General features: G+C 44.2%; 8 protein-coding genes. 3 read left to right on the top strand and 5 right to left on the bottom strand.

Annotated features, from left to right (window positions below):
* Positions 1-6 precede the first annotated feature (6 nt).
* From MHN79_RS15165 to MHN79_RS15155, 3 genes are all read right to left on the bottom strand, one after another.
* A complete protein-coding gene (locus tag MHN79_RS15165) occupies positions 7-492 on the bottom strand; it encodes a hypothetical protein (protein ID WP_239173573.1) in 486 nt (161 codons plus the stop codon).
* 60 nt (positions 493-552) lie between these two features.
* Positions 553-2,631 carry a type VI secretion system tip protein TssI/VgrG gene (gene tssI / locus MHN79_RS15160; protein ID WP_239173572.1) on the bottom strand — a complete coding sequence of 693 codons (2,079 nt, stop codon included), beginning with the start codon at positions 2,629-2,631 and terminating at the stop codon, positions 553-555.
* A 71-nt stretch (positions 2,632-2,702) separates the two neighbouring features.
* On the bottom strand, positions 2,703-3,221 hold the full coding sequence (locus MHN79_RS15155; protein ID WP_239173571.1) for an Hcp family type VI secretion system effector: 519 nt from the start codon (positions 3,219-3,221) through the stop codon (positions 2,703-2,705).
* A 457-nt stretch (positions 3,222-3,678) separates the two neighbouring features.
* Between MHN79_RS15155 and tssH the strand changes: the two genes are divergently transcribed.
* The 3 genes from tssH (at position 3,679) to MHN79_RS15140 (ending at position 8,930) form a co-directional block, all read left to right on the top strand.
* Positions 3,679-6,333 (top strand): type VI secretion system ATPase TssH, encoded by a 2,655-nt coding sequence (tssH, locus tag MHN79_RS15150; protein WP_239173570.1) that lies wholly within the window; start codon positions 3,679-3,681, stop codon positions 6,331-6,333.
* Complete coding sequence (locus tag MHN79_RS15145) at positions 6,320-7,978, top strand: sigma-54-dependent Fis family transcriptional regulator (RefSeq protein WP_239173569.1); 1,659 nt, start codon at positions 6,320-6,322, stop codon at positions 7,976-7,978. Before tssH ends, MHN79_RS15145 begins: the two co-directional genes overlap by 14 nt.
* Before the next feature lie 190 nt (positions 7,979-8,168).
* A complete protein-coding gene (locus MHN79_RS15140; RefSeq protein WP_239173568.1) occupies positions 8,169-8,930 on the top strand; it encodes a rhodanese-like domain-containing protein in 762 nt (253 codons plus the stop codon).
* A 31-nt stretch (positions 8,931-8,961) separates the two neighbouring features.
* Here MHN79_RS15140 and MHN79_RS15135 read toward each other — a convergent pair whose 3' ends face one another.
* Positions 8,962-10,452 carry a hypothetical protein gene (locus MHN79_RS15135; protein ID WP_239173567.1) on the bottom strand — a complete coding sequence of 497 codons (1,491 nt, stop codon included), beginning with the start codon at positions 10,450-10,452 and terminating at the stop codon, positions 8,962-8,964.
* Between the two features lie 75 nt (positions 10,453-10,527).
* Positions 10,528-11,709 (bottom strand): hypothetical protein, encoded by a 1,182-nt coding sequence (locus MHN79_RS15130; protein WP_239173566.1) that lies wholly within the window; start codon positions 11,707-11,709, stop codon positions 10,528-10,530.
* Positions 11,710-12,245 lie beyond the last annotated feature (536 nt).

Below are 12,245 nucleotides of genomic sequence, written 5' to 3'. Positions count from 1 at the left end.
CCATCACTAATTTATCGCGATCGTGCCACCCAAAATTTTCTGAGCCATGCAGGCTTTTGACGTTACATGCTCAGCATCGGTCGTGACACTCCCTTCCTTGCCCCGATAATGAGTCTCAGCATTGCCACTGATAATGGCTAGTTCATTCGAAGTTTCTACTGTCAACTGATCAGCACTGAGTATCAATTCTTTACCGTCACCAGATACTCCGAAATAGATTTCTGTAACAACGGGCAAGGTTAGGTCATGGTTAACAAACTCTACCCAGCAGCGCGCTTGACTGTCGACGGACAATTTAAGTTCCGATGCTTCAAAGTGACGTTCTAATCTTGCCCAGATAGGTTGTTCAAGCGGATTGTCGGCAAAGTTAATTCTTACACTATTGGTTACTTGGTTAAAATCCACCACTCGACCAAAACGGGAAAAGCAAGCCGGTTGGTCGACTTGCTGCGTTTCATGCTCAAATAACTCTATATAAGTTTGTTGCTTCATAGGGCCTGCGAACTATGGTTATATACATACATTGCGTTTGAGGTAATAGGTAAACAGGCCTTAGTTAATCGCCACATTACCACCTTTGATAATGACTTTGTCACTCCCTTCAACCGTAATCGAGCTCCCAGAGAGTTTAATCGTCCCATCGCTGTTCATGACTAAAGATGAGCCTCCAGTCTTCAACACTATTTTATCCCCACTAATAACCTGAGTTGCCGCATCTGCTTTGTAGGAAGTGTTTCCTTTAACCGCAACGGTTAAATTACCGCCAACACTGAGGTTATCATCAGCGCCAACATCGGCCGAGCGAGAAGCACCTACTGTAAGGTTGCTATTTTCACCCACATCCAGATCGTCATTTAAACCAATTTTAGTGGTCCGATTGTCGTTAATCGAAAGCGTAGAATCGTTCTTAACCGTTTGAGTTTCATTGGCATTGTATGTCACGGTTACATCTTGCTCGACGGTTTCCGTGAAGGTGCTATTGACCTGCGTAGTTTTGTGACCGTCAATCGTTTCTTGATGATCGCCGTGAACTTCATTGGTTTGATGTCGGCCTACTTTCAAAAATTCGTCCTGGCCAATATCTCGGAAACGATCATTGAGAACTTTGGTCGACATATCCTTCTGCGCATGGATATAAATTTCTTCCTGATTGGCTTCGTCTTCAAAACTAAGCTCGTTGTACCCAGTGCCTTTGTGGGTTTGAGTACGAAAAGTGGTTCGAGTTTTATTCTCCGGTAAAGCATAAGGAGGGTAATGCAAGCCATTATATACAGCGCCGGTAACCAGTGGACGATCAGGATCCCCTTCTAAAAAAGTCACCACAACTTCATGCCCGATACGAGGCAGATACACTGCTCCCCATGTGGGTGCTGCCATCGATTGGCTGACTCGGATCCAACAGCTCGCGTGCTCGTCATTGTTACCGTAGCGGTCCCAATGAAACTGAACCTTAATTCTACCTAATGCATCCGTGTATATTTCTTCCCCATCAGGACCAACGACAACCGCAGTTTGCGGACCATCAACCATAGGTGCAGGCAGCTTAGGCGCCTTGTAAATCACGTCACGTGGAATACAAACAAACTGATTCTCATAGGTCGTTGGCAGACCATTGGTTTCATCTTCATGGACTTGAGGATTATGGCCACTATGAACCACAGATAGCATGGTATAGTCACGATTGATCGCTCTGCGTGGGTGTTCACTAATACTAAAGCTATAACCAGGAATGATGCGCATAATGTTTGAGCTGGCTTCTATTTGTTGGTTATCAACCTGATGGTCTGCTATCCATTCAGACGCTCTGATTTGTCCCATAGCAGGGTCAACATAGCGTCCTGGGTAGTCAAACTGCTTAAGATCTTGGTCAAGTGGGCCATCGCTCCCCATCTCTTGCGGAATTTTCGGCTGCTCGTAATTGTAATCACTGTATGTGGTACTGCCTGTTCTCACCCGATTAATCGCCGCGAGATCGAAGATATGCTCACGATCGGCGACACCACCCGCTTCAGAGTGGTACACAAGAGGCCCAAGATGAGAGGCATTGAGCGGTGTACTCAGCAGTTCGGGTATCGCATCATTACTGTCTACTATCACCATAGTATGGCTTGCGTCAGTATGTTCAAAATAATACCACATACCATGCTCGGCAAGCATACGTTGGACAAAGTTACTGTCACTTTCTCGGTACTGAAGTACATACTCTTTTTCTGGGTAAGTACCGGTAATATCGAGTCTATAATCGGTAACAGATGCGTCATCTAATACTTGAGAAATAATGTCAGGAGCCGAAAGGTTCTGAAATATTCGACAATCTTGCCTTTGAGTCATAAACCAAGTTTGCGGCACCAACACTAATTGATATCGAGCAAAACGTCGTCCCTGACCAGCAAAGCGCACTTCATTCACCATGCCATGAAACACACGCGCCGATCCCATTCCCTGTCCATAAAGGGTAAGCAAGGCTGGTTTGCGAATCAGTTCATCAAATGTAATATCAGCATCAAGTGAAAGTAATGAAAGGCTAACTTGGAATGGTTTAGACACTTCTTCTGTTACTTGAAAGCTTTCAACGCGAAACTCATGACCAGTGCCCTGAATTTCAAATTTAAATTCTACGTCAGTTGTCATACCTTTTACCTGATACAAATAATAAAATTAGGGCCAACATAAGCTGGCCCATAACGCTAACGTGTTGACGATTACGCTTCGCGTGGAGCACGCCAGTCGTCGTTACCGCCTTTGCCCATAACTTCGTGAGTCACTTCGATTGCACGGTAAGTGAAGCTAAGAACTTCTTCAGTTACACGGTCAGATGTGTGTGCATCTTGACAGTGAGCCATACGAGTTTGCATATCAACCAATAGAGCATCAATAAGTTTGATCGTGTAGTAGTGCTCTTGCTTACCTTGAACAGAAGTACGGTAGAAGTTGATGTTACACTCAGGTAGTTTCTCGCCTGAAACAAGAGCGTTAAACAGTAGTGGTGAACAACAATCTTGCGCTTTAGTTACCACGACTGGCTTGTGTACACGTTGACCTGTTGGCTGACCACTTTGTGGATCACGTGGAATAGTCAATACGTGATCAAGTTCCTGTACTAGAAACTCATCTTCATGACCTTCTTGCCATGTGTTACCTACTGATTCAGCTGTGAACGCGCTTTCTGTGATATTGCCTTGTGTTTCACCTGTGATAGACATATACGCTGGAGTTGGCATCTTATATTCCTTCTAAACTTTTTTATTTAAATTCACCAAATCGCTTATTACCGCGACCCAAACCATTAATACAAACACCATGCCAACTTTTAAAACCCATAAATAACAATAAGTTATGCGGAAATGGGCTTATATTTATAATCTTAACACTTCAATAAATTGAAAAATTAAACAAGTTTTTGTTGAGCAATTACAATTAATTGTCACTCATATTAATTGATAAAACAATGGCTCACATATATGCAAAAAAAGCGTTATTAACGGGCATTGAAGTCAAATTAACTAAAACAATAATCATACTGTCTAATAAGACTAATAATTATGGTTTCGATACAGTCATTACCACCATCAAAATAACTACAAAAGACCGATAAAAATAGCCGATAAAAAAAACGCCTCGATATTATTTAGTATAATTCTGGCCAATTCCAAACAACTGATAAGCTCGATAAAGACAATGATAAACATCAATCTATCCTCCTTAATTCAGCGTCTGCATCCTATCGCCAAGGTCGCGCTAGAAGACGCAGCAGCTCTGGCTGTCTCCGAAAAGGCCAATGAAGTACAAATTGAGCACTATTTGCTTAGCTTACTTGAAAGACCAAATAGTGACTTTGATGTTCTTCTCGCACATTTTGACTGCTCGGAAAATATTCTACGCCAATCAATTCGCTCAACATTAGACACCAGCCCCAAAGGCAATGGTGGGAAACCTGTTTTCTCTGCACTGCTAATCGAATGGCTACAGGAAAGTTGGTTAGTCTCATCACTGGATCTTTCCCAATCTCAAATTCGCTCAGGGGCTCTATTATTAACGCTTGTGAGTAATCCTCTGAGATATGGTCAGCACGCTTACGCTGCGTTACTAGAGAGTGTCAATCAAGACAGCCTTAAACGAAATTTTGCCGAGCTCACCAGTCAGTCTCTTGAAGCTCAAGTGGCAAACTCTGAAAAGACGCAGGCACGTGAAGAAGGTTCAGCCCTGAGTAAATTCACCACTGACTTTACGGGGAAAGCGCGTAAAGGAGAGATTGACCCTGTATTTTGTCGCGATCAAGAAATTCGCCAAATCGTTGATATTTTGGCAAGAAGGCGTAAAAACAACCCTATTGCAGTCGGTGAACCAGGTGTAGGTAAAACTGCTGTTGTTGAAGGACTTGCGCTTAAGATCGTTCAAGGTGAAGTGCCCGATAACTTAAAAGGTGTCGAGCTGTATGGTTTAGATATGGGACTGCTTCAAGCCGGAGCAAGCGTCAAAGGAGAGTTTGAAAAACGCCTTAATGCGGTATTAGACGAAGTAAAGAACTCTCCTACCCCTATCATTTTGTTTATTGATGAAGCACATACGCTCGTTGGAGGAGGTAATCAAGCAGGCGGTAGTGATGCAGCAAACTTGCTCAAGCCAGCGCTTGCTCGCGGTGAAGTGAAAACCATTGCCGCAACCACATGGTCAGAGTACAAAAAGTACTTTGAGAAAGATCCAGCGCTTGCACGTCGTTTCCAACTCGTCAAACTGGATGAGCCTTCTCCAGAGCAGGCAGCGCTTATTATTCGTGGTCTTCGTCCTGCTTATGAAAAGTCTCATAATGTTTATGTACGCGATGATGCCATTACTGCCGCAGCGGCACTTTCAGCTCGCTATATTTCAGGCCGACAACTGCCCGACAAAGCCATTGATGTGCTCGATACGGCTTGTGCACGAGTTAATATTAGCTTGAACGCCATTCCAGCATCGGTTGAAACACTTCAGCAGCAACTTGCCGCGCAAACCCGTGAGCTTGAAGCACTTGAGCGTGATGCACTGCAACAAACCGGCGATAAACACAGTCTTGCATCCATTCCCGAACTCAAGTTACGAATGGAAGAAACCCAAGCTGAACTTGAAGTGCAAGAGGCTCAATGGCAACAAGAGAAGCAGCAAATTGAAGAAATGATCGCCCTTCGTAGCAGGTTGCACCAATTAGTCAGTCATGCAGAAGAGGAGCAAGAGGACGAACAGAGCGACTCCCCTTATTTGGAACTGGATGAAGAAGCGGTGCGTATTGCCATTTCTGCCTGTCAAGAGCAATTAGACGCTATTCGCGGTAATAACCCATTGGTTCATTTTGAAGTCGGTCCTGATGAGATAAGCCATGTCATTTCTGATTGGACAGGTATTCCCATGGGTAAAATGCTACAAGATGAAGCAGAAACAACGCTTAACCTAAAAGACAGCTTAACCAGCAACATCAAAGGTCAAGAGTATGCCATTGACGCACTGGCCGAAGGTATTCAAACCGCCAAAGCGGGTTTAGGTAATCCAGATGCTCCAACGGGCGTTTTCCTACTCGTTGGGCCAAGCGGTGTCGGTAAAACCGAGACGGCGCGTGCTATTGCTGATCAGCTGTTTGGCGGCGAACGCTTTATGACCACAATAAACATGTCAGAGTTTCAAGAGAAACATACCGTGTCTCGACTTATCGGTTCGCCTCCGGGTTATGTTGGTTATGGTGAAGGCGGTATGCTCACAGAGGCCGTTCGCCAACGTCCTTACTCTGTCGTCTTACTTGATGAAGTCGAAAAAGCTGATCCTGAAGTACTTAACCTTTTCTATCAAGTTTTTGATAAAGGGACACTCAATGATGGGGAAGGTCGTGCCATCGACTTTAAGAACACACTCATCATTATGACCAGCAACTTAGCGACACACGAGATTGAGTCTTTGGTACAACAATCTAAAGATATTGATGCGAGCACCATTGCTGAGGCCATTCGTCCGACATTAAATCAGCATTTCAAACCAGCACTGCTGGCTCGGATGTCGGTGCTGCCCTTTGTTCCACTATCTGATGAGGCAATGACAGAGATCATTCACCATAAACTTGGCAAAGTGTCAGAGCGCCTACAAAATCATCACAAACTGACATTAAGCTACGATGATAATCTGGTTGAATTTATTCTGGGTAACTGCCGATTAGCCGAAACCGGCGCACGTAACATTGATGCGGTGATTAACCGTCAATTACTGCCGCAACTTTCGACTCAGCTATTAGTTCATGACAAGGATGATTCGCATAGCCAAATCACTGTTTGCGTCGATGAGCAAGGAACGCTGTCTTATGCGTTCAGCTAACTCCAGTGATTTGAGTAATGCTTTGCTTGCGATCAGCCAGTCTTTGGCTGATCGCTCTCAAATGGCACAAACTCTCGACGCGGTGCTCACAGCAGCGCGTCAAATGACCTTCTCTAAACACGGCATTATCTATGTCCTAGACCAAACAGGGCAAGCGCTGATACCCAGTATCGTCCATCATAATGAGAAGCCGCTTTCGTCACATCCATGGTCTGCATTAGCCTTTGATCACACAAGTCCAACCGACCCATTTAACTATGCCATCCAAAATGGCGAGGTCGTACTGCTGAATGAGCTATATCAATACAACGGTTACGATTGTGAAGCCATTTATGAAACTGAGCTTGTGCTGGGCAGTAAGAGCGCAAATCTTCTCGCTTGGCCTTTAGTTGACGACAGCAGTAAAACCATTGGCTTACTCGCGCTGTTCGACCTCAGTGTGATCGACAATGAATCGGCCCTGACCGCTTTTTGCCAAATGGCGGCAAACAGTATTCGCCAAGCCGTGTGGCTGGAAGAATATGGTCATATGATCAAAAACCTCAGCGCAGATAATGCGGCGTTGGTTCGAGAAAACCAACACCTTAAACGGCGCAAGCAAAGCCACTATCAAGGCCCCATTGCAGAAAGTGAACAAATGCTTGAAGTACTGAAGCGTTTAGACAAAGTATTGGCTCTACCAGTCGATGTGCTACTGCGAGGCGAAACAGGCGCGGGTAAAGAGGTGATTGCCAAGTACATTCACCAAAATTCAAATCGTGCCGACCAGCCCCTGATAGTACAAAACTGTGCCGCTATTCCCGAGCAACTGTTAGAGTCCGAGTTGTTTGGTCATAAAAAAGGCGCTTTCACTGGTGCGGATAAAGACAAAATCGGCCTTTTTGAAGCGGCTCACGGCGGTACTTTGTTTCTTGACGAAATCGGCGATATGCCACTTTTGCTTCAAGCTAAATTACTGCGCGTTTTGCAAGAGCGTAAAGTACGCCCAGTCGGAGCCAGTAAAGAGGTAGAAGTCGATGTGCGCGTCGTCGCCGCCACTCACTGCAATTTAATGGAGAAGATCAAAAACGGTGAATTTCGTGCCGATCTTTACTATCGACTGAATGTGTTCCCCATCACCCTACCCCCGCTTAGAGAACGACAAGCGGATATTCTTCCGCTGGCTGAGCACTTCGTCAAACACAGCGCTGCAAACCTCGGGCTTGCTCAAGCACCAGGACTGAGTGCGAATGTACAAAAACAATTAAGCTTATATTCCTACCCAGGTAATGTACGCGAGTTAAAAAATATCGTGGAACGCGCCTTATTGCTGTCAGATTTTGAAACCATCACTCACATTGAACTTGGTGAAACCAGTCTGGTCAATGAACCAGTACTATCAGAATCAAAGCCCGTGCAGATGGCACAACCCAACGTACACAATCAGCAGCCCAGCCAAGAAACGACTGACTATTCAAAAGGGCTTAAAGAGGCGGTAAGTGAGTATGAAAAGACCGTCATCCTCGATTGCCTGCACGCCGCCAATTGGCAAATTAAACGTGTCGCAGAGCAGCTTTCTTTGCCTGTTAGTACGCTCAGCCACAAAATGAAAAAATACGATATTTCCGCCGCAGGTGAATCAAGTAAGCTCAGTCAAAATGCTTAATGAGTTTAACCCTTTATCAAGCAAGTTATTTAAAGCAAAGACTACCAACTATCGGCAAATAAACAGTTTGTCTTTGCTTTTAACTGTTATATAAGAATTCAATAATATTCTTATACAACAAAGGCTATAAGCAATATTATCAATAGGTACTAGACTTCTGTTTACATGAGAATGAACAAGGATAAGTACCATGTTACCTAGACTCTCCACTTTATTGCTTTTTTGCGTCTCTTTTTCGGCTTTCAGTATCGATTTCCCCTATCGAGGCGACTATTCCGATGTGAAGACCATAGAACTCGCCGACTTAAAACAAACTATGGACACATTCAACATCGTTGATGTCCGCTCAAAACTTGAATTTGATGTACTGCATATAGATGGTGCCAAACATATTACCCTTGCCAACAAGGGCTTTGAGAATAAAGTTAAAGATTTGTCTAAAGATGGCAAAACCATCGCGTTTTACTGTAACGGCATCACATGTAAAAAGTCGTACAAAGCGGCGCAGCGAGCAATGAAAGCAGGTGTCAGTAATGTCGTTGCCTATGATGCCGGTATTTTTCTTTGGGCATCAGACTACCCCGCAAACAGTGTGTTGTTGGGTAAAGTCATGCAAGACAGCTCGCAGTTGATCAGTAAAGAAGATTTTAATGCGCACGTGTTGGCTCCCAAAGAATTTGAAGCCATGTTAGGCGGTGCCAATGTGGTGATTGTCGATGTGCGAGACCCAAACCAAAGGGAAAAACAACTTTTTAAAGGTAAGCCTGTGCGTAACGTCCCCGTCGAGCGGTTTGAGACCTTTTTAAAACAGCAGAAACCTTCCACCAAGATCATGGTATTTGATGCGGTAGGAAAACAAGTACAGTGGCTTCAATATATCCTCGATGGACAAAACTACACTAACTATCAGTTTTTGAAAGGTGGTGTCGAAGGGTACATGAAGAGTCAGTAATCAAAGGGAGCGTAACGCTCCCTACCATCATTTATTTGCTCTTTCTTGGAGACAACAACTCGTTATGAACCGCGTCTTTGTTGACAAGCGCTTCTGAAAACGCCGATGTAGCTTCTCTGGACTTATTTAGAATATTTTCATTGGTGAAAAAGCGTTCACCAATTGCATCAAAGCCTGGTCTATCATCAAAATCTTTCTTCATACGCTGCTGAGCAGTGTCTGTGTTCAGCGGGTATCGAATTTCATCCATTGAATGCCCACCATCAAAGAGTATGAACATTAACCCCTGCAACTCAATATAACGGCTGATATCATCAGCAGAGCGCCCTTCGTGAACCTTTTTACACGCTCTGGCGGCCCCATGCTGAATCATGATGGAGCCAGATGGCCCATTGACATAGGTTCCAGTGCCTGAGCGAAATAACGCGCTCATAAAAGAATCGGCCTGCTGCGCATCTTTATGTTCTGGGTCCTGTATTTCTAATCGGTCAGGACAACGTGTGTTCTCACCTGCACCAAGTAATCCGTCATAGTCTGTCTTATATTCAATATCATATTGAGCCCTAAGATCACTAGGAGAAGCGTCATGACTTCGTAAAATACCCATCGCATAGCTGTCTTGAACGCGGAATAAATTACCTTCTTTTACACTGAGCTCAATCCTTCCTTTTCCGGGCGCTTTGACAGAATCGAACATATCATCCCAATGGTCTTGAGCGAGAAGCTTTGACACATTTGTATCATTTTTTAATGTGTAATCTAAGTAACGGTTTTGATATATCTCTTTGATTTGAGCTCGCCTCTCCTTAGGCACGTCTAACTCACTTATCATCTTATCAACCCGTTGATTGAAACCCGCAAGTTGTCTTGCGCCAACAAAGACCTCTTTGCCATCTTTGATGATATTGTCATAGTTGCCGCTAAAGGCTTGCTCGAAAACCTCTAACACGTCTTTGGGTAGAAGCGTTTTGATATAGCTTGCCTGATCTTGTGAATGTTTTAATAAACGCTCGGCCATCAGACTATTTTTATTGCTAAACATGTCCTCAATAGCAAATTTGGCATAGTAACTTTCAAACACACGTCGAGCCGGATCATTGATCATTCGAAATTTTGCATCCTTATCCAACTGACCAAGCTCGTTATCAGTATTAGTAATCAGAGTCGTCAAATCTTGGCCCGAACGTAGGATCTCCTGAGTTTTGGTCCGCTGACCGTCAGGCTGTCTAAAACGCGGGTTACCTAGGCTCAATGCCCCATCTTTTAGCGTCGCTCTGCCTGGCTCAATGGTTTCCTTTGAATGCTTTTCAGTCACTTTAATCGCTATTTTGCCATTAACAGGAGAACCAAACTTTGATTCCAGATCTTCCAGTTGTATTTTCTTACCATCATCAGTCGTTAAATCATGGGGGGTTGGATGACTAACCGAACGCACCTCTAAAGGTGGATTGTTCTTACTGTTAGAGGAATTAATAATGGAAGCGCCCGTGCTGGGAGCGATAGATTGCGCGGCTAAAGTCATACGTATTCCTATCTAAGTTGATGAATGGATTTGTCAGTTAACGCCACGAAGAGGCCTCTCTCCGTGGCTTTTTGATTAGCGTTGCGAAGCTGGCGTGGCGGTATAATGGCGCATACTTTCGCTAATAAGGTTGGTTGCGGCGCCGGCGTGAGCAATGACCGCCATATCTTTTGCTTGGCTCATGCCTTGGCGAGTTTCTAGGAAGAAGTCTTCATTTCTGCCCTGACCTTGTTTAAATACATCGCTGTTGCTTAAATTCAAACTGGCCTCCAAGGTTTCCACGGCAGAGTGAAGACCATTGCCAATTAAAAACCCGTTCGCAAGAGCGATCCGTGCCATCTGATCCTCGGTTCTTACAACCTCTTCGGACAGGCTCTCACCATTAAGCACCAGCATAGTCGTGACGATTTCGTTCAACGAACCCGAGATATGACCGACTAGCGGTTCCTGAGTGGCATCGACTCGGTTTTTAGTGATCAATGCTTTCATGGGGTAAACGGGAGAAAGATAATCTCGGTGACCAAAACCAAGACCAGACATACCTGCTGTTAAGTCTGTCGCCTTACCCGTATTGTGAATGCCTACTCTGGGTTGGCCATCTTTCACCCCTTCACGTTGTTGTTTTTTGTATGGCCCAATTTTCTGCGAACCCGCTATTTGTTTACTTTTTTCAAGCGAAGGTTGCATTAGAGGAAATTGTTGATTGGTCTTATCAATGATCTCTTTCGCCGCGGGTGCCGGATTACTTGCAGACCCCAAATTATCGGATATCAATGCACCTAAATCTCCACATAAAGAAATCACTAGGTTATGGTCATCTGCGGTAGATAAGTGACTGTGGTGTGCGAGTCTATCAATGCCCACTAAGCCCTTGTCGATGCCAACTTCTTTTAACACCCCTCGCTTGGCTCTAGCAAAGAAATGCGCTTTTCCTTCGTCACTTAATTGGTTGATTATGGCTAGCAGTGACTTGGATGCTTGGGTTAACTGACTTTTGGCAATCGCGTTTGGCTGTCTGAGTAAAGCTCGTGCATCGGTAGACTGCTTCTTCGCAAGCTCGGCGGTCGCCTTATCTTGTTGTGAGCGAATGGCGGGATCCACTTTTTCCATGCTAGGCACTGCTGGGCTAGCTTGTAAATCAGCAGATTGGTGCACCTGTTTTACTTGCAGCGGCTTGCTGTCAGAACAGGCCGAATCACTCGACTGAGACGATAAAGAAGAAGAGTTCACACCGGAGTGGCTCGATACGTTAACCATAATTACCTCTGTATATTATTAGGATGGCATCATTAAACTGACGTGTTTTTCAACTTAATCCTAATATTTCAGCGGCACAATATGGTTTCATGATAACCCACTTTTAATAAGGGATTATCCTAGTAAGTCCATGTGCTTTCAGACTTTGCCAAATTAATTGATAGTTTGATATAAAACGATTTTTTCGGTCAAAAAGCAGGCAAGTAGAGTAAAAAATAGCTTAAAAAATATTAATCATATGAATCATATCGTTAATAACTGCCATTTATTGGATGATTTTTCGACATTAGAGATGTGCTTGAACGCGCAGTAAAAAAGGTCAAAAAGCCTAAAATAAATCAAGCGAAGGGAGAATCGAGGCTTGCCCGGCCAGCACTAAGCTTATGCTTAGTGTGGCTAAGATGGTTTTTATACGCTGAATCAATTGGTTACTTCCTAGACTGGCGATACACTTTAATCATGCTGATTGGTATCTTTATCGAGCCAAAGAAACTTAATCAATACGAATAGAATGTGGGTTAAAAAGCCAATATACA

The sequence above is a fragment of the Vibrio sp. Of14-4 genome, from assembly GCF_022347625.1.
Taxonomy (GTDB): Bacteria; Pseudomonadota; Gammaproteobacteria; order Enterobacterales; family Vibrionaceae; genus Vibrio; species Vibrio pristinus.
Note: the sequence above shows the minus strand (reverse complement) of the source record. Positions and strands in the feature narration are given on the sequence as shown.

Excerpts from the sequence above, each read along its gene's own strand:
- MHN79_RS15165 (WP_239173573.1), bottom strand. The coding sequence starts at position 492 with ATGAAGCAACAAACTTATATAGAGTTATTTGAGCATGAAACGCAGCAA.
- tssI (WP_239173572.1), bottom strand. The coding sequence starts at position 2,631 with ATGACAACTGACGTAGAATTTAAATTTGAAATTCAGGGCACTGGTCAT.
- MHN79_RS15135 (WP_239173567.1), bottom strand. The coding sequence starts at position 10,452 with ATGACTTTAGCCGCGCAATCTATCGCTCCCAGCACGGGCGCTTCCATT.
- MHN79_RS15145 (WP_239173569.1), top strand. The coding sequence starts at position 6,320 with ATGCGTTCAGCTAACTCCAGTGATTTGAGTAATGCTTTGCTTGCGATC.
- MHN79_RS15130 (WP_239173566.1), bottom strand. The coding sequence starts at position 11,709 with ATGGTTAACGTATCGAGCCACTCCGGTGTGAACTCTTCTTCTTTATCG.
- MHN79_RS15155 (WP_239173571.1), bottom strand. The coding sequence starts at position 3,221 with ATGCCAACTCCAGCGTATATGTCTATCACAGGTGAAACACAAGGCAAT.
- MHN79_RS15140 (WP_239173568.1), top strand. The coding sequence starts at position 8,169 with ATGTTACCTAGACTCTCCACTTTATTGCTTTTTTGCGTCTCTTTTTCG.
- tssH (WP_239173570.1), top strand. The coding sequence starts at position 3,679 with ATGATAAACATCAATCTATCCTCCTTAATTCAGCGTCTGCATCCTATC.